The sequence below is a fragment of the Type-D symbiont of Plautia stali genome, assembly GCF_001485335.1.
Taxonomy (GTDB): Bacteria; Pseudomonadota; Gammaproteobacteria; order Enterobacterales; family Enterobacteriaceae; genus Pantoea; species Pantoea vagans_C.
The window spans coordinates 58,480-81,495 of the sequence record NZ_BBOC01000006.1; the positions used below are offsets into that span (position 1 = coordinate 58,480).

General features: G+C 54.0%; 27 protein-coding genes and 1 tRNA gene. 9 read left to right on the forward strand and 19 right to left on the reverse strand.

The window, feature by feature from the left end:
• The first annotated feature begins 10 nt into the window (after positions 1 to 10).
• Positions 11 to 1,522: an MFS transporter gene (locus PSSD_RS03465; protein ID WP_058969461.1), complete on the forward strand. Its 1,512-nt coding sequence runs from the start codon at positions 11 to 13 to the stop codon at positions 1,520 to 1,522.
• A gap of 32 nt (positions 1,523 to 1,554) precedes the next feature.
• On the opposite strand, the gene mlaA is transcribed toward PSSD_RS03465, so the two are convergent.
• Genes mlaA through ccmA form a run of 10 tightly spaced genes read right to left on the reverse strand, consistent with a single transcriptional unit; the run spans position 1,555 to position 9,311 of the window.
• Entirely contained in the window at positions 1,555 to 2,322 is a 768-nt protein-coding gene (gene mlaA, locus PSSD_RS03470; protein ID WP_058969463.1) for a phospholipid-binding lipoprotein MlaA, read from the reverse strand.
• Positions 2,323 to 2,357: 35 nt separating this feature from the next.
• Positions 2,358 to 3,569 (reverse strand): c-type cytochrome biogenesis protein CcmI, encoded by a 1,212-nt coding sequence (gene ccmI / locus PSSD_RS03475; protein WP_039335151.1) that lies wholly within the window; start codon positions 3,567 to 3,569, stop codon positions 2,358 to 2,360.
• Complete coding sequence (locus PSSD_RS03480) at positions 3,569 to 4,024, reverse strand: cytochrome c-type biogenesis protein (protein ID WP_039335149.1); 456 nt, start codon at positions 4,022 to 4,024, stop codon at positions 3,569 to 3,571. Before PSSD_RS03480 ends, ccmI begins: the two co-directional genes overlap by 1 nt.
• Complete coding sequence (locus PSSD_RS03485; RefSeq protein WP_038645648.1) at positions 4,021 to 4,578, reverse strand: DsbE family thiol:disulfide interchange protein; 558 nt, start codon at positions 4,576 to 4,578, stop codon at positions 4,021 to 4,023. Before PSSD_RS03485 ends, PSSD_RS03480 begins: the two co-directional genes overlap by 4 nt.
• Entirely contained in the window at positions 4,575 to 6,533 is a 1,959-nt protein-coding gene (locus PSSD_RS03490; protein ID WP_058969464.1) for a heme lyase CcmF/NrfE family subunit, read from the reverse strand. The genes PSSD_RS03485 and PSSD_RS03490 overlap by 4 nt, the downstream gene beginning before the upstream one ends.
• Positions 6,530 to 7,015: a cytochrome c maturation protein CcmE gene (gene ccmE, locus PSSD_RS03495; protein WP_039335144.1), complete on the reverse strand. Its 486-nt coding sequence runs from the start codon at positions 7,013 to 7,015 to the stop codon at positions 6,530 to 6,532. The genes PSSD_RS03490 and ccmE overlap by 4 nt, the downstream gene beginning before the upstream one ends.
• Positions 7,012 to 7,245 carry a heme exporter protein CcmD gene (ccmD, locus tag PSSD_RS03500; protein WP_039335142.1) on the reverse strand — a complete coding sequence of 78 codons (234 nt, stop codon included), beginning with the start codon at positions 7,243 to 7,245 and terminating at the stop codon, positions 7,012 to 7,014. The genes ccmE and ccmD overlap by 4 nt, the downstream gene beginning before the upstream one ends.
• Entirely contained in the window at positions 7,242 to 7,982 is a 741-nt protein-coding gene (locus tag PSSD_RS03505; protein WP_039335170.1) for a heme ABC transporter permease, read from the reverse strand. Before PSSD_RS03505 ends, ccmD begins: the two co-directional genes overlap by 4 nt.
• Positions 7,983 to 8,037: 55 nt before the next feature.
• Positions 8,038 to 8,697 carry a heme exporter protein CcmB gene (ccmB, locus tag PSSD_RS03510; RefSeq protein WP_058969466.1) on the reverse strand — a complete coding sequence of 220 codons (660 nt, stop codon included), beginning with the start codon at positions 8,695 to 8,697 and terminating at the stop codon, positions 8,038 to 8,040.
• Positions 8,697 to 9,311 carry a cytochrome c biogenesis heme-transporting ATPase CcmA gene (ccmA, locus tag PSSD_RS03515; protein WP_058969503.1) on the reverse strand — a complete coding sequence of 205 codons (615 nt, stop codon included), beginning with the start codon at positions 9,309 to 9,311 and terminating at the stop codon, positions 8,697 to 8,699. The genes ccmB and ccmA overlap by 1 nt, the downstream gene beginning before the upstream one ends.
• A gap of 244 nt (positions 9,312 to 9,555) precedes the next feature.
• Between ccmA and PSSD_RS03520 the strand changes: the two genes are divergently transcribed.
• Positions 9,556 to 10,476, forward strand: coding sequence for a formate/nitrite transporter family protein (locus PSSD_RS03520; RefSeq protein WP_058969468.1), 921 nt, complete (start codon positions 9,556 to 9,558; stop codon positions 10,474 to 10,476).
• Between the two features lie 86 nt (positions 10,477 to 10,562).
• Positions 10,563 to 10,637 (forward strand) — tRNA-Arg (locus PSSD_RS03525).
• A 17-nt stretch (positions 10,638 to 10,654) separates the two neighbouring features.
• On the opposite strand, the gene PSSD_RS03530 is transcribed toward PSSD_RS03525, so the two are convergent.
• From PSSD_RS03530 to PSSD_RS03540, 3 genes are all read right to left on the reverse strand, one after another.
• A complete protein-coding gene (locus tag PSSD_RS03530) occupies positions 10,655 to 10,936 on the reverse strand; it encodes a hypothetical protein (protein ID WP_235589177.1) in 282 nt (93 codons plus the stop codon).
• Positions 10,937 to 11,267: 331 nt separating this feature from the next.
• On the reverse strand, positions 11,268 to 11,546 hold the full coding sequence (locus tag PSSD_RS03535) for a hypothetical protein (protein ID WP_039327412.1): 279 nt from the start codon (positions 11,544 to 11,546) through the stop codon (positions 11,268 to 11,270).
• 273 nt (positions 11,547 to 11,819) lie between these two features.
• Entirely contained in the window at positions 11,820 to 12,695 is an 876-nt protein-coding gene (locus PSSD_RS03540) for an AraC family transcriptional regulator (RefSeq protein WP_039327334.1), read from the reverse strand.
• A gap of 182 nt (positions 12,696 to 12,877) precedes the next feature.
• Here PSSD_RS03540 and PSSD_RS03545 point away from each other — a divergent pair, with 182 nt between their 5' ends.
• The gene (locus tag PSSD_RS03545; RefSeq protein ID WP_039327414.1) at positions 12,878 to 13,777 is read left to right on the forward strand and encodes a DMT family transporter; all 900 of its coding nucleotides are present in this window, start codon (positions 12,878 to 12,880) and stop codon (positions 13,775 to 13,777) included.
• Positions 13,778 to 13,815: 38 nt separating this feature from the next.
• On the opposite strand, the gene PSSD_RS03550 is transcribed toward PSSD_RS03545, so the two are convergent.
• A complete protein-coding gene (locus PSSD_RS03550) occupies positions 13,816 to 14,055 on the reverse strand; it encodes a hypothetical protein (protein WP_039327337.1) in 240 nt (79 codons plus the stop codon).
• A 276-nt stretch (positions 14,056 to 14,331) separates the two neighbouring features.
• Here PSSD_RS03550 and PSSD_RS03555 point away from each other — a divergent pair, with 276 nt between their 5' ends.
• Positions 14,332 to 15,549 carry an L-lactate MFS transporter gene (locus PSSD_RS03555; protein WP_058969470.1) on the forward strand — a complete coding sequence of 406 codons (1,218 nt, stop codon included), beginning with the start codon at positions 14,332 to 14,334 and terminating at the stop codon, positions 15,547 to 15,549.
• Between the two features lie 283 nt (positions 15,550 to 15,832).
• Positions 15,833 to 15,982, forward strand: coding sequence for a hypothetical protein (locus PSSD_RS27700; protein ID WP_167347654.1), 150 nt, complete (start codon positions 15,833 to 15,835; stop codon positions 15,980 to 15,982).
• Between the two features lie 67 nt (positions 15,983 to 16,049).
• Here PSSD_RS27700 and PSSD_RS03560 read toward each other — a convergent pair whose 3' ends face one another.
• The 4 genes from PSSD_RS03560 to PSSD_RS03575 form a co-directional block, all read right to left on the reverse strand.
• Entirely contained in the window at positions 16,050 to 16,331 is a 282-nt protein-coding gene (locus tag PSSD_RS03560) for a putative periplasmic lipoprotein (RefSeq protein ID WP_039327342.1), read from the reverse strand.
• A gap of 258 nt (positions 16,332 to 16,589) precedes the next feature.
• Positions 16,590 to 17,393 carry a hypothetical protein gene (locus tag PSSD_RS03565; protein WP_058969472.1) on the reverse strand — a complete coding sequence of 268 codons (804 nt, stop codon included), beginning with the start codon at positions 17,391 to 17,393 and terminating at the stop codon, positions 16,590 to 16,592.
• A 9-nt stretch (positions 17,394 to 17,402) separates the two neighbouring features.
• Positions 17,403 to 17,855, reverse strand: coding sequence for a universal stress protein (locus PSSD_RS03570; protein WP_058969475.1), 453 nt, complete (start codon positions 17,853 to 17,855; stop codon positions 17,403 to 17,405).
• A 7-nt stretch (positions 17,856 to 17,862) separates the two neighbouring features.
• Positions 17,863 to 18,648, reverse strand: coding sequence for an IclR family transcriptional regulator (locus PSSD_RS03575; protein WP_039327351.1), 786 nt, complete (start codon positions 18,646 to 18,648; stop codon positions 17,863 to 17,865).
• A 150-nt stretch (positions 18,649 to 18,798) separates the two neighbouring features.
• Here PSSD_RS03575 and PSSD_RS03580 point away from each other — a divergent pair, with 150 nt between their 5' ends.
• The 3 genes from PSSD_RS03580 (at position 18,799) to ypdK (ending at position 21,711) form a co-directional block, all read left to right on the forward strand.
• Complete coding sequence (locus PSSD_RS03580; protein ID WP_058969478.1) at positions 18,799 to 20,400, forward strand: MFS transporter; 1,602 nt, start codon at positions 18,799 to 18,801, stop codon at positions 20,398 to 20,400.
• 5 nt (positions 20,401 to 20,405) lie between these two features.
• Positions 20,406 to 21,434, forward strand: coding sequence for an HlyD family secretion protein (locus PSSD_RS03585; RefSeq protein WP_058969480.1), 1,029 nt, complete (start codon positions 20,406 to 20,408; stop codon positions 21,432 to 21,434).
• A gap of 202 nt (positions 21,435 to 21,636) precedes the next feature.
• Entirely contained in the window at positions 21,637 to 21,711 is a 75-nt protein-coding gene (gene ypdK / locus PSSD_RS27330; protein WP_100701370.1) for a membrane protein YpdK, read from the forward strand.
• A 41-nt stretch (positions 21,712 to 21,752) separates the two neighbouring features.
• Here ypdK and alaC read toward each other — a convergent pair whose 3' ends face one another.
• Positions 21,753 to 22,988: an alanine transaminase gene (gene alaC, locus PSSD_RS03590; protein ID WP_058969481.1), complete on the reverse strand. Its 1,236-nt coding sequence runs from the start codon at positions 22,986 to 22,988 to the stop codon at positions 21,753 to 21,755.
• Positions 22,989 to 23,016: the final 28 nt, after the last annotated feature.

Here is a 23,016-nt window from a genome sequence, read left to right on the forward strand (position 1 = left end):
GAGACTCTTCATGACGGAAATCAGTAGCACTTCTGCTTCAAGCGTCAGGATCAGCGCGACGCTGGCAATTTTGTTGGCTGCGCTTCTGCTTCCTCTGAGTTTTACTGGCGGTGTGGTCACCACCCCGGCCATCAGCATGGAACTGCACGGTGGGCCGTTGTCACTGGCGTGGCTCACCAACGGCTTTATGCTGACCTTTGGCAGTGGCCTGCTGGCGGCAGGCGTAGCCGCAGATAAACTTCGTCACAAGCGCATCTTCATTGCGGGTCTGGCGCTGTTCGCGATCAATTCGATGCTGATTGCACTGACCCAGAGTAGTTTTTCTCTAGGGATCTACCGCGCATTGCAGGGCATTGCGGCGGCGCTCACTTTAGCCGGTGGAGCCACGGCGCTGGCGCACCTCTACAATGGCCCCGCCCGTACGCGTGCGTTTAGTCTACTCGGCACCTTATTTGGCGTGGGCCTGGCTTTTGACCCTTTGTTGATGGGTATCATCACGGATGCGTTCAGTTGGCGCTGGGTTTATGCACTGCTGGCAGCCATGGCAGCTATTGTCGCTCTGGCTGGTCAACTCAGTCTGGTCTCTTTACCATCCGCGCCCTCTCCCGCAGCCGATATTCGCGGTACCGCGCTGTTTAGCTTCACACTGCTGGCATTGACCGCCACGCTGATACTGTTACCGCAATATGGGGTCGCGTCATGGGTAACACTGATCGGTCTGGCGCTGACCCTACTGGCTGCGGTCATCTTTATCCGCCACACCCAGCGCACTATCCATCCAGTGTTTAGCCTCTCGCTGCTGCGTCAGCCGCACTTTGCCGGTGTTCTGCTCTTGCCCGTGGCCACCTGTTATTGCTACGTGGTTTTACTGATTGTTATTCCACTGTTCCTGATGGGGGCACGCAATCTCAGTGAAACGCAGAGTGCGACCCTGTTGCTCTCTCTTACCGCGCCGATGTTGATATTTCCCGGCATTGCCGCCTGGCTCACGCGCTGGTTTGCGGCGGGTGCCATCTCCGTGATGGGTTTGCTGCTGGCCACGCTGGGATTAGTCGGGATGGCATACGCCCTGGGCTCCGTGAATCTGATGCTGCTCGCCTGCGCCATGCTGCTCACGGGCGCAGGAGCCGCATTACCCTGGGGGCTGATGGATGGGTTGGCCGTCTCCGCGGTATCTGTAGATCGTGCAGGTATGGCGGCAGGTCTATTCAACACCGTGCGCGTGGCAGGAGAAGGCATTGCGCTGGCAGTGGTGATGGCGTTGCTGGCGCTGCTTAACCGCATCGGCTTGCAGCAACACTTGCCGGATGTGGATAGCGGGGCACGGAATGCGGCTGCCATATGGTTATCCGGCAGCCATGTTGATCAAGCACAGGCAATCTTACCGCATGTTTCGGCAGCCATGCTGAAGTTGAACGTGCAACACGCGTATCAGATATTGCTGTACGGATTAGCCGCCATCACCCTAGGCTGCGCGGTACTGGTGGGCTTACTGCTCAAGCGGCCTGCAGACAACGGATAAAAAAATGGCGACTGTAAAAGTCGCCATAATTTTTATTGTGAATCGATATCTTTCAAATCGTCCTGAATCGCGCTGGCGTTCGGGTTCTCTTCCGGTTTCAACTTACCGCCATTGGCGAGGAAGTCATAACGCTGGAAGTAAGCGTTACGAATAAAGCTGTACGGATCTTGCTGCTGCTTGAGGATGGCATCGGAATCCAACAACTGCGCACGCGTTTCCACGCCTTCCAGAGTCCATTTACCGATAGACATCGGCCAGGTCAGCCAGCTCAATACCGGATAGAGCGTATCGACGTAGTCACCGCCATCCTGACGCACCGTAAAGCTACCATAACCCGGTAACACCACGTACGGACCGTAGCCCACACCGTAACGACCTAAGGTGCTACCAAAGTGGTGCGGCACTTCACGCGCCAGCTCTGGGTTCGCTTTGCCCGCTACATCGATAAATCCGCCCAACCCCAATACGGTATTGAGGAAGAAACGGGTAAAGTGCACCCCCGCCTGGCGTGGTTCACCCACCAGGATTGAGTTAAGCATGCTGGCGGGTTCGTCCAGGTTGCCGAGGAAATTACTTAAGCCGCTGCGCGCAGGCACAGGCACGTAGTCGCGCCAGGCAACCGCAACCGGACGCACCACATAAGGATCCAGCACGTTGTAGTTGAAGTTAAACATCGTGCGGTTAAAGCCTTCGAGCGGATCGCTACGCTGGGCAGGCTGGGTAGGATCGGCCGGTTTTGAACTGGCACATCCCACCAGCAGCAAACTGGCCAGCGCCAGACCGGTCAGGCGGTTATTCATTCTTATCTCCCTGTGCGGTTGAAAAATGTATCGCTTCAGGGCTGCTGTTGATTAATTTCCACAGCCAGTTGCTGATGACCATCCCAGGGGGTGATCGCGCTGAGACCAAACCAGTCACCCGACTGAGGATTGGCACTACCATCGCGCGAAATACGCACCCTGACCTGCACCTGATGCTGCGCCGAAAGCAGGCGGTCTGGCATCATGGCATTGCTGTCATCGAGCGTGAGCGATAACGGGAAGTGGCTCAGCGGTAAACGCTTCACTGCCACAGGCACCGGTGAAACACCGTCAGACACAGAAATATACATCACTCCGCCTTGCGGTAACATTTTTTCTGCCTGCGGGGTTAAATTCACCGTCAATGCCAGATGACTATTTTGCTGCCCCGCGTCCGTTTTCGCTTGTTCAATGCTGCGCTCGATCATAGTAATGCGCTTATCGCCCGCTGGTAACAGCTTCAGCATCACCTGCCACGCACCGATGGCCTGATCGTACTGCTGCTGTTCAAAAGCATTAAATGCCAACAGACTCAGCGTGCGAATATTGCTGTGATCGCGTTTTAACAGATCTTTCAGCATCACGTTCGCCTGGCGATTATCCTGTGGATCGCTGGAACGAGTTAACACTTCCGCATAATCCTGCTGTAACTCCAGATTGTCGGGAGCCAGTTGCAGCGCGCGCTGGAACGCCTGGCTGGCATTGGTGGCGTTATTTAGCACCATGCCCAGTCGGCCCAGCATCGTCCAGTCATTAAGATTCTGCGGGTCGTTCTGCAACGAAGTACGCAGACCTAGTTGTAAACGCGCCAACTCTTCCATGGTCAGCGGTGCGGCTTTCGGGTCCATGACACGGGCACGCAGTTCAGGATACTCCTGTTGCACGGTGACCCATCCTGCCAACTGGCCCAGCCCCCCGGTTTTCAGATAAAAACCGACCGAGACCACCAGCAACACCACCACACCGGGTAGCAATACCCAGCGACTACTTTGATGAATACGCGCGGCGTGAGCGTCAGGCACATCGGTCAGCAGAGTTTGTTGCAGCTCGCGCACCATCTCTGGTCGCTCGGCCACCACGCCTTCCTCTTCATCACGCTCAAGTTCGCGCAGGCGCTGCTGATAGAAATCCGTGTTCAGGCGATCGCGATCGCCACTGCTGGCCACACGCTGGCGCCAGCCTGCGCTGACAAACAGCACCGATGCCGCCACCAGCAAAATAATCAGGGTAATCCAAAATCCAGTCATTACGGCTTCCCGTCACGCTTTAGAATCGCCGCAAGGCGTTGTTGTTCATCGTCATCAAGATCGCTTCGCGTCCGACCACGACGATTACGCAGAATAATGATCAGCGCCCCCAGCACCACAAACAGCGCAGGCCCCGCCCACAAAATCAGTGTGGAGGGCGTGACCGGCGGTTCATAAGTGACGAAGTTACCGTAGCGCGCCACCATGTAATCGATGATCTGCTGGCGACTCTGGCCCTGCTTCATCAGTTCATAGACTTTGAGACGCATGTCGGCGGCAATCATTGCATTAGAATCTGCAATGCTGTTGTTCTGGCATTTAGGGCAGCGCAAAGAACCGGTAAGATCGCGGTATTGCTCTTCCTGCTGCACCGAATCGAATTGGTAAGTATCGATAGCCGCCCACAGGCTGGTGCTGAGCAGAATACCCGCTAACAAAAGCAGCAGACGCTTCATGCTCCCGCCCCCTTACTGTATTTATCCCATAGCGGCTTCACTTCTTCATTCCACACGCGGTCATTCATATCACCCGCATGGCGATAACGAATAATGCCATGGCCATCGATCAGGAAGGTTTCCGGTGCGCCATACACGCCAAGATCCAGACCCAGCATGCCGTCACCATCATACAAGCTCAGCGCGTAAGGATTGCCCAACGTGTTCAGCCAGGTCACCGCTTTGGTCCGGTCATCTTTATAGTTAAGACCCACAACGCGGATGCCTTTCTCTGCCAGCGTATTAAGGTACTGATGCTCCGCACGACAGGTTGGGCACCAGGTGGCCCAGACGTTCAGCAGAATCGGCTTACCGTCGGTCAGCACCTGTTGGTCGTAGATTTTCCCCGGTTTGTCGAGCGCTTCCAGCTTGAACACTGGCACCGGTTTGCCAATCAAGGCCGATTCCAGACGGGTAGGATCGTCACCGTTGGCGTTGCGTGACAGCTGCCACAACAACGCCGCTGCCAACAGCAAAAACAGCACAAGCGGGATGAAAAGGATTTTCTTACTCATGCCAACTCCTCCCGCTGCGCTTTTTTACGCGAACGGTAGCGCGGATCAAGCAGACAGAGCACGCCACCCACTGCCATAAAGACACCACCGAACCAGATCCAGCGCACGAACGGTTTGTAGTAAATACGTACCGCCCAGGAACCATCATCCAGCTCTTCGCCTAATGCAGCGTAAAGATCGCGCGTGAAGCCACCGCTGATAGCCGCTTCGGTCATCATGGTGCGGGCCGCGGTATAGAAGCGTTTTTCTGCATGCAGTACTGCTTCGGGTTTACCATCACGCGTGACGTCGATAATCGCCACACCGCCACTGTAGTTTGGTCCCTGCAGATTATGTACATCGCGGAAAATGAAGTGATAATTATGGATATCCACGGTATCACCTGACTTCATGCGTACATCGCGTTCCACGCTGTACTGCGTGCTGAAGGCAATCCCGACAACAGTCACCGCCACGCCAAGATGGCCCAGCACCATGCCCCAGTGGCTGCGCGTCAGATGACGCAAGCCCTTAAGGAAACTATGACGATGGGTAGCGCGTTCATGCAATTCCATTAACGTCAGCAGAATCACCCAGATCGCCATCAGCAGGCCGATCACCGTCATCGCTTCAATGCGATCCTGCAGCAGCCACGGCAGTGCGATCGACAGGATCAACGTCACCAGTAAGCCCACGCCAAGACGCTTCCACAATTTCTGTGGCTCATCACGACGCCAGCGCACCAACGGCCCGATGCCCAGCATCAGCGCGAACGGTGCCATCAACCAGGTGAACATGGTGTTAAAGAAGGGTTCACCCACTGAAATACTGCCTAGCCCCAGTTGCTTGTGCACCAGCGGCAGCAGCGTACCCAGCAGCACCACCAGCATGGCAGCAATCAGCAAGACGTTATTGCCCAGCAGGAAAGATTCGCGCGACCAGACTTCGCTCTGTACGCGGCTGCGAACCTTGCCGCCTTTAATCGCGTAGAGCAGCAGTGAGCTGCCAATCACAATCACCAGGAAGGCGAGGATAAACATCCCGCGCGCCGGATCGGAGGCAAATGAGTGCACCGAGACCAGCACGCCAGAGCGCACCAGGAAGGTGCCGAGCAGGCTCAGGGAGAATGCTGTGATCGCCAGCAGCACTGTCCAGGACTTAAAGCTGCCGCGTTTTTCAGTGACCGCCAGCGAGTGCATCAGCGCGGTACCGGCCAGCCATGGCATAAAGGAGGCATTCTCAACCGGATCCCAGAACCACCAGCCGCCCCAGCCGAGTTCGTAATACGCCCAGGCAGAACCCAGCACAATGCCAATCGTCAGGAACACCCATGCGGCGGTGGTCCATGGACGTGACCAGCGCGCCCAGGCCGTATCCAGACGTCCCGCCATCAGTGAGGCAATGGCGAAAGCAAAGGCTACGGAGAAACCGACATACCCCATATAGAGTAACGGCGGATGGAAAATCAGGCCGATATCCTGCAGCATCGGATTGAGGTCGTTGCCATCAATCGGGAAGTTCGGCAAGGTGCGGGTAAACGGATTGGATGTCAGGGTGATAAACAGCAGGAAGCCGAGATTGATCATCCCCATCACCGACAACACGCGCGCCAGTGCATCCTGCGGCATACCGCGGCTGAAGATCGCCACGGCCACTGTCCAGGTACTCAGCAGCAGCAGCCACAACAGCAGAGAACCTTCGTGTGCGCCCCAGGTTGCTGCGATGCGATAGTAAACCGGCAACAAGGTGTTGGAGTTCGTAGCGACATAGCCGACGGTGAAGTCGTTGACGATAAACGCATGTACCAACACCAGGAACGCCGCCGCGATGCAGACGAACATGCCCCAGGCCAGCGGACGTGCCAGCGCCATCAAACGTGCATCCTGGCGGGTTGCTCCCCACAACGGGTAGATACTTAACAGCAGCGATAATGCCAGTGCCAGGCAGAGTAAAAAGCTACCAATTTCCGGAATCATGATTGCGCACCTGCCTGCTGATAAGTGGCGGCAGGCCCTTTGTGATTTTGCTTCATCGCATCTTCAATTTCTGGCGGCGTGTATTTCTCGTCATGCTTGGCGAGGACTTCTTTTGCCACCACCAGGTGGCCATCTTCCAGCACGCCCTGAGCGACCACGCCCTGCCCTTCCCGGAACAGGTCCGGCAAAATGCCTTCGTAGCTGACGCTGATCACGCCGTTGGCGTCATACAACTTGAAGGAGACGGCGAGTGTTTTAGGATCGCGTTTTACGCTGCCCGGCATCACCATACCGCCCACGCGCAGACGCTGTCCGGTTTCAGGCATTTGATGCGCTTCGCCCTTGCCATACAGAATTTCACTTGGGGTGTAGAACAGATCGATGTTGGAACGCAGCGCGTACATCACCAGCGATGTGGCAAGACCTAAGCCCACCAAAATCGCCACCACCACATACAGGCGGTTACGACGACGGATATTCACACAGATTCTCCTGCTGCTTCACTGGCAGCTTTTTTCGACTTCGCCGCGCGGATGCGGCGCTCCCTGGATTGACGCTGGCGAATCTCCGCCAGCAAGCGGCGACGGAACAGCACGGTGTGCAGCACCAGACCGAATAAGGGAATCAATGTGAGGATCACGGCGAGCCAGACATAAAAGGCATAGCCGCCCATGGCAAAGAAGTCGCTCCACGACGAGAAAGCTGGGGTCATGCTTTGCGCCCTCCCTGAGCCACATCAATCGCCCAGGGACGATGACGCTCGGTAAACAGGATCAGGTTACGCAGACGCATTAGCGTTAGGGCACCAAACACCAGCAGATAACCGAGGATCGCCCAGCGCAGCGGTGTGCGCATACTTGGCGCGATGGCCTGCTGCAGAATACCTGAAGATCCCTGATGGAGCGTGTTCCACCACTGCACCGAGAAATGGATAATCGGCAGATTGACCACGCCCACCAGAATCAGGATACCCGCGGCGCGACCCGCCGTACGGCGGTCTTCAAACGAGTGATAGAGCGCAATGACACCCATATAGATGAACAGCAGCACCAGTTCAGAGGTCAGGCGCGCATCCCAGATCCACCAGGTGCCCCACATCGGTTTGCCCCACGCAGAGCCGGTGATCAGGGCGATGAAAGTGAACACCGCACCAATTGGTGCCATCGCCGCCGAGACCAAATCCGCCATCTTCATCTGCCAGACCAGGCCAATAAAGGCGGCAATCGCCATTGAGGCATAGACCCCCATTGACCACATCGCTGCGGGCACATGAATGTACATAATACGGAAGCTGTTGCCCTGCTGATAATCCGCCGGTGCAAAGCCGAAGCCCCACACCCAACCGAGTAGCAGCGTTGCCACGCCCAATACGGCGAACCACGGAATCAAGCGACCGCATAGTTGGTAAAGCCGTTCAGGCTTCGCCCACTGGTGTAACCATTTCCACATTTGCATAGCTCACAATAAAAGAATTCGGTATCCGGCTGCTCTGGGGCAGCAAGAATCAGTGCAGACTAATACGCAAAGCCGCAGCAGTTGCGAACGGCGAAAGTGTTGCGCTCACTGCCAGCATGGCGCCAAGAATCGCCAGATAACCTCCGATCGGCAGCCCTTGGCCCGCGGCATCAATCGCCGCGCTGGCAAAAATCAGTACCGGTATCGACAACGGCAATACCAGCAAACTCAGTAGCACACCGCCGCGTCGCAGCCCCACCGTTAACCCTGTACCAATCGCGCCCAGGAAACTTAGGGTGGGTGTGCCGAGCAACAGTGTCAGCGCCATCGCACGCCAGCCGGAGAAATCCAGCGACAGCAGTAACGCCGCCAGCGGCGATAATAAGATCAACGGCAAGCCGGTAATTAACCAGTGCGCAATCACTTTGCCCAGCACGGTGACCGGCAGCGGAGTGGGCAGCAAAAGTAGTTGCTCAAGCGAACCATCCAGAAAGTCATCACGAAACAGCCGTTCCAGCGCCAGCAATGACGCCAATAACGCAGCAACCCACGCGATGCCGGGTGCAATGCGAGCCAACTGCTGTGGATCCGGACCGATACCCAAAGGAAACAGCGTGATAACAATCAGGAAAAACCACAGCGGGTTGATCACCTCTGCACCGCTACGAAACGCAATTTTTAACTCTCGCTGGATGACCCGGCCTAACATCAAGCCCACTCCGAAGTCAGACGAATTTTGCGCACGCGATCACTGTCACCGGGTAAATCCTGATGGGTGGTCAAAATAACCGCGCCTCCGTTATCGGCATGTTCAGCAAAGCGGGCCATTAATTTTTCCACGCCGCCTTTATCAATCGCCGTAAGCGGCTCATCCAGAATCCAGACTTTTGCCGTGCTCAGCCACAGGCGTGCCAGTGCAACGCGTCGCTGCTGTCCAGCCGACAGTTGTGCCACAGGCACCTCTTCATAACCCAACAGGTTGACCTGCTCCAGCGCCTCAAACAGGTGTTCCTCATCGTGATCACCGTGCCAGAACTGCAGGTTTTCCATTGGCGAGAGTACTGATTTCACGCCCGGATGATGGCCAAGATAAAGCAGGTTTTGGTGCCATATTTCGCGTTGCTGACGCGTCGGCTGCGATTGCCACATCACTTCCCCCTCTTCTGCCCGGCTCAAACCCGCCAGTAAGCGTAACAGTGAGGTTTTTCCCGCCCCGTTAGGACCTTCAATTTGCACAATGTCACCCGGTTGCACATGGAAGCTGAGTCCATGAAACAAGGTTCGCTCATCGCGAACGCATGAGAGATTAATGACTTCGAGCATGAAAGAGGGAATCGCAGCAATGAAATAAGGCGGGGATAATACCACAATGAATCTGTGGGCCGAAGTCTGTGAGTTGGCTCTCACTTCCCTCAAAGGGGGTATTCGTGCGCATCAGATCAATAAACTGCTCAAAAAAACGCCTCCGTTAAAATCTTGTTACTCTTAAATTGAATCTTAGTAACATTTCGCCCTTGATAAAAACGTCTACGCTTATTACGCGCTGGCATTATCACTGGGGGAAAACATGAAGCAATTGCCATCCATTACAGAACATGACAACGATGTGGAAAGCGAAGAAAAGGAGCAAGGCAAAGAGATTGAGGTAGACGAAGATGCCTTGCCTTCAAAGGCTGCCGCTATTCATGAAGAGATCCGTCAGGACGGTGAGAAAGAGTTAGAGCGCGACGGCATGGCATTGCTTTGGTCTGCTATTGCCGCTGGGCTTTCCATGAGTGCCTCGCTAATGGCAAAAGGGATTTTCCACGTACATTTAGCGGAGGTGCCGGGTGGTTTTCTACTTGAGAATCTGGGTTACACCTTTGGCTTTGTTATCGTGATTATGGCGCGTCAGCAGCTGTTCACCGAAAACACGGTCACAGCCGTATTGCCCGTGATGCACAAACCCACCGGTGGCAATATGTTGCTGCTTTTACGCCTATGGAGCGTAGTGCTGGCGGGAAACCTGATCGGTACTGCACTCGGCGCACTGGCGTTTAATCATATGCCTATCTTTGACGATGCCACACGCCAAGCCTTCACCTCGATCAGCGAAAAAGTGATGGCCAACTCCCCGCACGAGATGTTTGCCAACGCGGTGATTTCCGGCTGGATCATCGCCACCATGGTCTGGATGTTTCCCTATGCGGGAGCGGCGAAAATTGTGGTCATCGTGATGATGACGTGGCTGGTCGCATTGGGCGATTTGGCTCATATCGTGGTGGGTTCGGTCGAGGTGCTTTATCTGGTATTTGCTGGCACTCTGCCTTGGTATGAGTTCTTCTGGCCATTCGCCCTGCCAACTTTGCTGGGCAATATTACCGGCGGTACGCTGATTTTTGCCTTAATCAGCCATGCCCAGATTCGCAACGATATGAGCGAAGCGGCAAAGGCCAAAGCCAAGGCTGAGCAGAAACGGAAAGAGAAAGCGCAAGGTCAGTCGAAGTGAAGTTTGGTACTAGATTGTTGATAGATTGAGCAATCAAGCTTTTCACGGTTAAATTTTGCGGGTCGGTACGCTATACTGCGCGCCGCGTCTCCTTAGTTAAATGGATATAACGAGCCCCTCCTAAGGGCTAGTTGCAGGTTCGATTCCTGCAGGGGACACCATTAGCCGCATTCCCCCTTCAAAACAACCAGCGTGCAAACGCCAGGCTCAGCCCAGCCGTGCTCAACATACCTGCCACGATCCATTTGGTTTGTTTGGTGATCTCGACATGAATTTTAGCTATCTCCTGATGCAGATCGCCTTTGGTGACGTAGTTGGATTTGATCACTGCGATATCAGTTTTCACCGATGCCATATCGGTTTTCAGGGTTTCCGTATCAGTCTTCAACGTATTAATATCAGTTTTCATCGTTTTAATATCCGATTTCATCTCAAGCACATCAGCTTCCAACTTCGACACGCGCATTTCCATTTTACTACCTCACATAAGTTGAACATGTAATTTAATGATGAATAACAATGCGTTAATGATTTCCATTGTACAGCGTTCTAGCGCAAATTCATCACAATGTCGGTGTCAGAGAGGAGATATGAGACGTTTCTCGCAGAGAGAATTTGGGCTGTTTCAGTCAATTACAGCGAAATCAAATCTGATGCGCGCTTTGACGCCACACCGAGGGCGTGACGCCATCCTCCTCCTCACAATCAAACGGATTGAAGAGTCAGATTTACTCGCAAAGATGTTCGATAACTGGCGAAGGGATCAATTAACCACAAATAATTCCGGGTCTTCATACGAAGTAAAAATGCGTTATCAACTTGTAGGCTGCACTGCCAACAGCGATTAAGGCTGGAACACCCAGTAAAATCGAGAGCTTAGCTTCAGAGATCTTCTTATCGACTGTATCTGTTGAAGGCTTTTTAGCGAGTGACTCTTTGATGCTGTCCAGTTTCTCAAGTACGGTGACCATATTTCTATCAATGGATTTTACATCAGCCTTTAACTCATCCACATCACGTCGAATGTATTTGACATCAGATTCAAGTTTTACAACGCGCGATTCGAACATGTTTCCTCCGTCATTGTCCCCTGGATAATGGAACCTGTTCTGCTCAGACAGAAATGCCCCTCTGTTTAGCAGGGTGTCACTCCGCACCTTCAAAACTGCCATTTTGCAAAACCTCATAAGTTGAACACGTAATTATAACAATAAAAACAATATCTTGATGGGTTGCATTGTATCTCAAGCGATGGAAAAATCACCGCATTAAGCATGTGCGTGAATGAATCTGAGACGTTTCTCGCAGTGTAATTTCGGCTGTTTCAGTGAATTACAGCGAAATTAAATCTGATGCGCGCTTTGACGCCACACTGAAGGCGTGACGCCATGCTGCTGGCGGAAGCGGTTGCTGAAGTGGCTGGAGGAGTGGAAACCACAGCGCAGTGCGATCTCGGTTAACGGCAGGGAGCTGAACTTCAACAGTTGCAGTGCGGTATCCATGCGGCGGCGCATCACATATTGATGCGGTGCTTCACCTACGCTGCTGCGGAACATGCGTGCAAAATGGTATTCGCTTAAGGCAGCTTCGGCGGCTAATTGCGCCAGGGTTAATGGCTGATCCAGCTGGGCATCAATATACGCCAGCACACGACGCAGCACCGCTGGGGCAAGGCCGCCTCGGACTTGAGGTGCCTGCCATTGCACTTCACTGTAACGCTGTAAAAGATGCGTCATCAGCAAAGTTGAGGCACTGCTCAACATTAACTGGTTAGCCGGTTGCTGCCAGTCCACGCTCAGCAGGAAATGGCGATAAAGCTGCGTGATGCGATCGTCATCGGCAAAGATTTTTTCGTGCAGATTGAGCTGAGCGGGACTGCGATCCCAAATCTGCTCGCCCAGATGGCGCAAATGCGCATCGGTACAATAGAGATGCACGAACGACAAATCTGACCGCAGGTCCCAGGTGGATTCCACACCAGAAGGCATCAGGCAAAAGCGATCCGGGCCGCCACCGTTGCGCCAGCCGTGGGGCGTTTTATGCCAGGTGTCATAGCCATCTGCGGTATACAGGCTGAGCGTATGGTGATCGCTGAGATTGGTCACGCGATCGCCACTGTTAAACCACGCCGCCAACTTGATGCCACTCGACAGCTGCACGCTATCGCGCAGTTGCGCTTTGTGGCGCTGCAGCATGTCGAAGGTCTGGTAATCAGGCATGGAAGGTGTCTACTCGCAGTTCAATTAGGCACAGTTTACGTATCTCTTCGGACAGAAGACAGACCAGCATGGGACATGATGGAAAAAATGCGCAAGATTTTGCAATTATCCCGCAAAGCCCTGCAAGCGTCTCTGCGTTGAAATCAGCACACTGCAGCCATGATTTTGCTGGAGAGTATCTGATGAACATAATGCTTTACCTTGCAGTCGTGCTTATTTGGGGCACCACCTGGATCGCGATTTTTCTACAACAAGATGCCGCCAATACCCCGGTGTTGGTGGCGGTGTTTTGGCGTTTCTTACTGGCATCTGTACTGATGCTGGTAATCCTGAAACTGTTAAAACGCCTACGACCACTGGACAAACAAGACCACCTGTTTTGCGTGCTGCAAGGCTGCTGTGTGTTCGGCTTCAATTTCGTCTGTTTTTATCATGCGGCGGCGTGGATCAGCAGCGGACTGGAATCAGTGATTTTCTCCATGGCGGTGCTGTATAACGCCCTCAATAGTTGGATTTTCTTCCGCCAGCGCCCACCGTTTCGCCTGTTGCCTGCGGCAGTATTGGGGCTAGGAGGAATCGTCGCGCTGTTCTGGAATGATATTCAGGCTGCACATCCCGCGCCACAGCTGCTGTGGGGCGTCGGACTCAGTGCCTTGGGCACATTGGGCTTCTCGCTGGGTAATATGATCTCCACCCGCCACCAGCGTCGTCAACGCGACGTGCTGACCACCAACAGCTACGCCATGCTGTATGGCGCGATTATGATGGCGGTTCTGGCACTGCTGAACGGTGATTCACTGGCCCCTGCGCTCAATCTGCAATGGCTTGGCTCAATGAGTTATCTGGCCATCTTTGGTTCTGTGTTGGGTTTTGGCGCCTATTTCACGTTAGTAGGCCGTATTGGTGCCAGTCAGGCCGCTTACAGCACCCTGCTATTCCCGTTGGTGGCGCTCACGCTGTCCACCGTCTATGAAGGATATCAGTGGCATGACAATGCGATTGTTGGACTGGTGATGATTCTGGCAGGGAACATGGTGATGTTCGTACGCTGGCCGAAGGCGCGCAAATTGCGCCTGGCCTGATAAAGCGAGAGCGGGCATTGCGCCCGCTCTTTTTTCCTCTAACGCCAGCCCTGCACGCCGATATTGAGCTGGTGAGGTTTATTGATGGCTTTTCTGGCAATCCAGTAAAGCAGAACGCGTTCATCATCTCTGTCGCGATCGGCCATAGCCAGTAGTTTCAGCGACAGCGTGGATTTAGTCACAGGCTGATGCTCATCGCTTAACTCGATCACCGCCTGACCGATGATGCAGCAAACTTCATCCTCGCTTGACGCGGATTCATATGCTCGGTCTGTCATATTTCCTCCTGTTTAGTGAGTTTTAAGCCTGGCAAAAGCTGGCGAATTTGCAGGCGATAGGGCGCAATTGATACAACTCATTACACATACTCACTAACAGTAATCACCTGTTGTTGATTGACACTGACGCTTCGTTTATTCGTTGCCAATGCCATTCATACCCGTTTCACTGCATTTCATTCCGCCCTCCAGTCCATTCACGCCCTCACCTGCCCCGCACGCGCGTAAGGCGCTTATTATCGCTGCAGATTCCGTATTCCCTGAGGGGAGATAAAAATGAAAACAGCCCTAACCGCGCAACACCAGCGTACTCGTATGTTTACCCTAATTGGCACCATCATCACCCAGTTTGCCCTGGGTTCGGTCTACACCTGGAGCCTGTTCAACGGCCAACTGGCGCATAAGTTGGATGCACCAATCAGCCAGGTCGCTTTCTCGTTTGGTTTGTTAAGTCTGGGACTGGCGATCGCCTCGTCACTGGCGGGCAAACTGCAGGAACGATTCGGCGTTCGCAACGTCACCATCGGCGCTGGGATCTTAATGGCCATCGGCTTCTGGCTCACCGCCCATGCCGATAACCTGATGATGCTGTATCTCAGCGCAGGCATTCTGGTCGGTCTGGCTGATGGTGCCGGTTACCTGTTAACCCTGTCTAACTGTGTGAAGTGGTTCCCAGAGCGTAAAGGGCTGATCTCCGCCTTTTCGATTGGTGCCTATGGATTAGGCAGCCTCGGCTTCAAATTCATTTGTGGTGCGTTGTTGAGTACATATGGCCTAGAAAACACCTTTATGATTTGGGGTGTGCTGGCCATGAGCATGATTATCATCGGTGCCTTGATGATGCGTGATGCACCAGTGCAGCAAACCAGCGGTAATGCGCAGTTGCAGGCAAAAGATTACACCCTGGCGCAATCAGTACGTTTGCCGCAGTACTGGATGCTGGCGCTGATGTTCCTCACCGCGTGTATGAGCGGCCTGTACGTTATCGGCGTGGCGAAAGATATCGGCGAAGGTATGGTGCATCTGACCACACAAACGGCAGCCAATGCGGTCACGGTGATTGCCATTGCTAACCTTAGCGGTCGTCTGATTCTTGGCGTACTGTCCGATAAAATGGCACGCATTCGCGTGATTTCTCTGGCGCAGATGGTCTCGCTGGTCGGCATGAGCATCCTGCTGTTCACGCGTATGAATGAAACCACCTTCTTCCTGTCGCTGGCTTGTGTCGCCTTTAGCTTTGGCGGCACCATCACCGTGTTTCCTTCGCTGGTCAGTGATTTCTTCGGTCTCAATAACCTGACCAAAAACTACGGTCTGATCTACCTTGGCTTTGGTATCGGCAGCGTAATGGGTTCTCTGGTGGCTTCGGTGTTCGGCGGCTTTACCGTCACCTTCAGCCTGATTATGACGCTGCTGGTGATTTCGCTGGTATTGTCGCTCAGTATCCGTCTGCCAAATCGTCAAAACGTCAGCGAACCTTTGCTGCATAATTAATTTTCCGGGATGCCGCAGCCTGTGCGGCATCCACTTTCTCCATCTTTTCTGCACAAATAAAGCGTTATTGAGAACAACTGTTATTTAGCATTGCATTTCAGATTATTCGCGCTATTATCTTTATGTATTCAGCTTTATCTGATTGGTTTATTCCCCGCCCAGACGTTTTTAGCTTTAAATTGACATATCTGGTAATAGATCCAGAAATAACTCTACATTCCCTGCATCTTCACTCCACTTTTTCCCAGTAATCTGGCTTCATTGAAAAAGAGGAGGACTCTCCATGAAAACGTTTATTAAAATTGCTTCGGTTGCGGCCATTATGACCATGTTAAGTGGCTGTATCGTCCATGACGGTTACAGACACGGACCAGGTTGGGGCAATGGCGGTGGCTGGCATCATGACCGTGGCTACCATGGTCGCCACTGGTAATTGGGCAAAGCACACACAGCAAATAATAAAAAAATAAAAAGGGCGGGAATTTATCCCGCCCTTTCTTTTAGCTTTTTACCGCATAATTACATTGGTACCAGGCTTTCTTTAATCCTGGTAAATGGCTTTCCTGCGCAGGCAATGATTCCACTTTATCGAAACCTCGCTGGTTACAGTAATTAGCCAGATCGAGTTCCATCGCATCTTTATTTAGCTTTTGCGGATCGTAGCGGTACTGAACAGTATTTGAGCTGGTATCTTCATCAACACGTTCAAATCCACCGGGTTTGCTGACGCTACAACCGGCCAGCATAAAGAGCGCCATCGCGCTAATAAATATTTTTTTCATTAGGATGTCCTCATTAGATGCCGCAGTTTAAAAGGCAGCATCGCGCGCATCTATAGGAATCAGGCGCGAAAATTTTCAAAAAACAAAGTTTTTACCAATTAAATTGATAAAACCAAACGGTTTTCCTTCGCTCACAGGCAATGAGAAGATGCCTACAGACGTAACAAAGTCTGCACCACACCAGGTGATACCCAGAAAAGAAAAACCAATAGTGACCTTTGTGCCCGCGCTGAGCGGGCTTTTTTTTGCCCGCTAACGCTAACCGGTTAGGCTGACCATCTTACGTAAAAGATTGGCGGCTTGTTTGGCAGGCAATGCGAGAATGCCGCTGTAGAGATCAATCGACATGGCACACATCGCGCTGCGATCGACGGCGGTGTCTGCTGGCATGTTGAGCTGTTGCAGTTTATCGCCCCACTTCCCGTAGAGTTTTTCGACGATGCTTTGCAAATCCCGCTGCGCCAGGGCCTGATCCAAGGGTTGATCGTTGCCTGTGCTCTTTAGCAACAGCTGATCGAGTGCCTGTGCGTCCCGCTGGTAGAGTTCCGGTGACAAGGCTTGTTGCAGGTTAATCCCGCCATTGACCTGTGGGTAAAGAAAACGGAAACAGCGCTGTGGTTCAGGCTGCTGCAATGCCTGCATTTCTTCTACTGAGACGCGCAAATAATTGACCAACGTAGCATCATCGGCACGCGCCATACGCTGGTTGACTAAATCCATCAGCCAGCCCCGTAGTTCACCCAGCGCCTGGTCGGTGGGAACGCCTTCCATCCGCTTGTGGAGCAGTTCTCGGTTAAGCAATTGCCATAGTGCCGGTTCCTGGGTTTTCAGCAAACGATAGCCCGGAGCCAGACTGAGTTGTGTCGAGACTTCCTGAGCCAGCGCCTGCCGCTCTTGACGAGGATGCAGCCAGCTAAACCACAGTAAGTTGGCCAGCACTAACGGCAGCAGAAAGAGAATCACTCCCTGCCATAAACGCAGCGATGTGGTGCGAACCAACACAATGATGATGATTGCCAGCAGCACAAAGGCCACCAGCGTAATGGGGAAAAGCGAGAGCATGGAGCGTGATTAATCCTTGCGAACGTCAATCAATACCGGACAGTTGGCGCGCTCAATAACGGCTGCGCTAACCGAACCTTTCAGCAGACGGTTAAAAGGCGAAAGATGGCGGCGGCCAATAATAATCATGCTGGCCTTTAGCACATTGGACTGGGCCACAATGGTTTCCGCCGCTTCACCGGCCATAATCAAGCCTTTCGCTGCTACACCCGCACGCAATAGTGGCGCCAGCGCGTGACGTACCACCATTTCTGCGGTGTTTTGTTCATCTTTTGCGGCCACGAAATCGTCGGGATCCTCTCCGGCATCAATTTCGATGGGCTGATTGCAGGATGAATAGGCCGGGTCGACGCAACACAGCACCGTCACCTGCGCCTGTTGCGCTAACGCCTGTTCAATAGTCAGCGCAATCACTTTTTCTGCCACCGGTGAGTTATCAATGGCCATCAGCAACGTTTTCATCAGTTGGTTATCCTTCCACAGCGGTCATTTTGCCAATTTCGCGAATTATCGCCTCTTTGCACTTCAAGATTTCCTCACGATAGCGCGCTTCCTGTTTATGAAAACGAGCGGTTGGCACCAGCAACGAGATAGAAAAGCGCCCGAACAAGGTGTCGATCGCCACTGCCATGGTGGAAATACCTTCCAGCGTTTCGCCGCGATCGATGGCCAGACCGCTGATGCGTACTTCAGCAATCAACTCCAGCAGTTGCGGCAGGGTTTTCACTGTCATCTCAGTGAGCTCTTTATAAGCTTCACCGACCATCACTCGCACATCGTCATCACTCTCCAGCGCCAGCAATGCGCGACCGCCAGAGGTACTGTAAAGCGGAAGATTCAGCCCAATACGCGGCACCACACGCAATTCACGTGAGGCCACCACATAATGCACGATCGCCAGCTGTGTGCCGCTGGCGCGCGCCAGTGAGACGGTCTCGTTGATTTCTGCTGAAAGTTGTTCCAGGAACGGGCGCACGATTTCAACCACGTCGCTGTGCACGCTGGATATCAGTTTGAGCAGCGCCGGCCCCAGGCGCAAGCCGCCCGCACCGCTGCTGCGCACCAGTTGGGCGCTATCCAGGGCCGCGATGATGCGCTGCACCGTAGACCGGGGAAGATCAACCACCTGCGCAATTTCACCCAGACTCATGCCGCCGGGATGTTCACCCAGCGCATTCAGAATTTTTGCCGCACGCGCGATGACCTGAATGCCACCCGCTTTTTCATCCTCACGGCTTGAGGGAATTTCAACCATTGTGCGTTCCTTTTTGGCCTGCCCTACTTTAGCGCGAATGACCGCACTTTTACACCCTGTATCACATTGCAATACATCATACCGAGATGTAAGATGCGACATGTATCACATCGCAATACACTGCATCAATAAAAACAAGAGAAGCCTGTTATGAACGCCCAGCCTGTTGCGGCTCCGGCTCCCCATCCGTTTACCTTGCGCCTGGCGTTAGGGTTGGTTGGCGTGCTGATAGCTGCGCTCACTTCCGGATTAAACGACCGCGTGACCGATATCGCACTGGCGGATATCCGTGCTGCGATCGGCATTAGCTACGATCAAGGCAGCTGGATCATCTCCGCCTACCAAGCCGCGGAAGTGGCCGCCATGATGATCGCGCCCTGGTTTGCCGTGACGTTTTCACTGCGACGCTTCGCCCTGGCCGTATGCACCGGATTTATGCTGAGCGGATTACTGCTGCCTTTAATGCCTGACTCGACGCTTTTCATCGCACTGCGTGTGATTCAGGGCCTGTTCGGTGGTGCACTGCCACCGCTGCTGATGACCGTCGCACTGCGTTTTTTACCGCCTCCCATTAAGCTGTATGGCTTGGGTGCCTATGCCTTGACCGCGACCTTTGGCCCCAACCTCGCCGCCACGCTGGCCGCTTTCTGGACCGATGAAGTCGGCTGGATGTTTGTGTTCTGGCAGGTGGTCCCCGCGATGCTGATTGCCATGCTGTTGATTGGCTGGGGGTTGCCACAGGATCCACTGCGCTTCGAGCGCTTCAGGCAGATCGATCTATTCGGCATTCTGACCGGCTGCTCGGGCATGGCGCTGCTGATACTGGCTTTGACCCAAGGCGAGCGCCTGGACTGGCTCAATTCCCCCATGTTCGTCGCGCTATTATTCAGCGCACTCGCATTGCTGACTGTGTTCTTTATTAATGAATGGTTTCACCCGTTACCCTTGTTCAAATTGCAGATGCTGCGTCGGCATAATTTGACGCACGGATTACTGGCTCTGGCGGGAGTGTTGATTTTATCGCTGTCAGGCTCAGCCCTGCCCTCCGCCTATCTCGCTCAGGTTGAAGGCTTCCGCACGCTGCAATTCGCGCCGCTGGCGTTAACCATCGGCCTGCCACAACTGTTGATCGCCCCGCTGGTTGCCGCGCTGCTCAACATAAGGTGGATCGATTGCCGCTGGATGCTGACGGCGGGCGTCACGTTACTGGTGATGTCATGCCTGATGGGGATGCACATCACCACTGACTGGGCACGCCAGAACTTCTGGCTGATTCAAATCCTGCAGGCTTTCGGTCAGCCGATGGTGATTTTGCCGGTATTGATGAGCGCCACCAGCGTGGTGGCCCCACCGGAAGGGCCTTTCGCCTCAGCGATGTTTAATACGGTACGCGGTTTCTCCAGCATTGCCGCCAGCACGCTGGTGACATGGTTTATCAGCCATCGGGAACAGTTTCACTCCAACATATTGGTAGGGAATGCCGCCAGCCGCGACTGGCTGATGACCGCCCCCACCAGTGCTCAATCGAGCAGTAGTTTTCCTTTATTGCCAGATGGCAGTGCCAGCAGCGCTGAAAACCTCAGCGGTTTCGCCACGTTGCTGAAACACCAGGCGATGGTGCTGAGCCTGAGTGACTGTTATCAGATGCTGATCGCTTTCGCTGCGCTGTTGCTGTTGCTTACCGCCTGGCTGCCAAAGCGCGTCTGGCCACCACAAACCCTGATTCAACCTGTTACGACGACGTCGAGATAATTGATATGCAAGCTTCTGCTTTGAAAAGAACGGTGCTGTTGAGCGCCTTATTAATCGTGTTGCTGGCAATGGCCTTTTTTGTCTGGTCAGCGATGACCGGTAACGATCACCGTACTGATGATGCCTATGTGAATGCCGATTACACCCTGGTGGCACCGAAAGTATCCGGCTATGTCGCCAGCGTGAATGTGCTGGATAACCAGCAAGTGAAAGCGGGCGAGTTGCTGGCCACGCTGGACGATCGTGACTACCGCGTGGCGCTGGAAACCGCGCAGGCAAATCTGCAAGTGAGTGAGGCCAAGCGGCTGAGCAGCCAGGCGCAACTGGAGCAACAGCAGTCCACCATTGACGAGGCGAAAGCCACTTTAGCGGCCAGCCAGGCATCGTCTCAGTACGCCGGGCAAAGCGCAGCACGTTACAATCAGCTGTATAAAAGCGGCACCATTGCCGCCGATGAACAGCAAAAAGCCAGCTCGACCCAGCGTTCCGCCTCGGCAGCCGTGCGCCAGAGTGAAGCCGCTTTAGCCGCCGCCATCAAGCAGGTGGGCGTGTTGCAGGCCGCAGTTCGTCAGGCGGAAGCCGACGTGACCGCCGCCCAAGCCAGTGTTGATCAGGCTAAGCTGAATCTTTCCTATACGCGCATCGTAGCGCCCGTAGATGGCATGGTAGGACAGCGGTCGGTGCGACTTGGCGCGTACGTCAGCGCGGGCACCCGTTTGCTGGCGGTGGTGCCGTTGCAACAGACGTACATTACGGCCAATTATCTTGAGACGCACTTAGCCGATGTGCAGCCAGGACAGAAAGCGGTGGTGAAGGTTGATGCGTTGCCAGGCAAGCGCTTTACCGGCCATGTTGACAGCATTGCACCGGCCACGGGGGCGACTTTTTCGGCGATTTCACCCGACAATGCCACCGGTAATTACACCAAGGTGGTACAGCGTTTACCGGTAAAAATTGTGCTGGATGCCAACCAGCCGGATCTGGCGCAATTGCGTGTGGGCATGTCCGCCATTCCAGAAATTGAAGCCCGCTGAAAATGTGAGCAATCTCTCAGAAGTGGCCTATTTATTTTCGGATCGATTGCGCGTAAATTAGCGCTCGATCCTGTTCTGAGTTCGCTTGGAACCACCTGAGAAGAAAGCGTGCAGCGGTTATGAACTTCACCTTTCTCTTATTCTGTTCGGGTTACGCTGGCGTGGGATCACCAGCATGGTAACCGCTCAGAGGAGTTGTTTTGTGAGATACGCTTTAATGGGAGTTTCTTTCTTCCTGTTGATCTGGGTTGGCACCTTCGTGCTGATGCTCAAATAAATCCTGCCAGGCGGGGCGACCAGTATCGCCCCTCTTAGTTTTTACTCTTCTTCATCCGGCGCTTTCACCGTTCCCGGCAAAATGCCGTCGGCACGGAACATCGATTTGATGCCGCGCACTGCCTGACGGATACGATCGCTGTTTTCAATCAGTGCAAATCGGACATGGGTATCACCGTAGTCACCGAAACCAATGCCCGGCGAGACGCACACCTTGGCTTCCTGCATCAGCAGTTTGGCGAACTCCAGTGAACCGAGATGCGCGTAGTGATCGGGGATTTTTGCCCAGACGTACATCGACGCTTTAGGCAGATCGACCATCCAGCCCGCCTCATGCAAGCCTTTTACTAAGACATCACGACGGCGTTTGTACTGTTCCGCAATATCACGCACGCATTGTTGGTCGCCTTCCAGTGCCGCAATGGCCGCGACCTGCAATGGCGTGAAGGTGCCGTAGTCGTGATAGCTTTTGATGCGGGCCAGCGCAGAGACCAACTCTTTGTTGCCGACCATAAAGCCGATGCGCCAGCCTGCCATGTTGTAGCTTTTTGACAGGGTGAAGAATTCCACCGCGACATCACGTGCGCCGGGCACCTGCATTATCGACGGTGCTTTCCAGCCATCGTAGGTGATGTCTGCGTAGGCGAGATCGTGGATCACCAGTACGTTGTACTGTTTCGCCAGCGCAATCACACGCTCGAAGAAGTCCAGCTCAACGCATTGTGACGTCGGGTTCGACGGGAAGCCGAGGATCATCATCTTCGGTTTTGGATAGCTTTCGCGGATGGCGCGCTCTAATTCGTTGAAGAAGTCGACGCCTGCCACCAGCGGCACTGAACGTACCTGCGCCCCAGCAATCACCGCGCCGTAGATGTGAATCGGGTAGCTGGGGTTTGGCACCAGCACGGTATCACCGTGATCGAGGGTTGCCAGCATGAGATGTGCCAGCCCTTCTTTTGAACCGATGGTGACAATCGCTTCCGATTCCGGGTCGATGTCGACTTGATAGCGGTCTGCGTACCAGCGCGAGATGGCGCGACGCAGACGCGGAATGCCTTTAGAGGTTGAATAGCCGTGCGTGTCTTCGCGTTGCGCCACCTGGCAGAGTTTTTCCACGATATGCGGCGGCGTAGCGCCATCGGGGTTCCCCATCGAGAAATCGATGATGTCTTCGCCGCGCCGACGCGCAGCCATCTTCAACTCAGCGGTGATGTTAAATACATATGGGGGAAGGCGTTCAATACGCGAGAAACGACGGGGTGTGCTGTTATCAGCCATGATGTCCTCTGGATTACGTTAGCGCCCG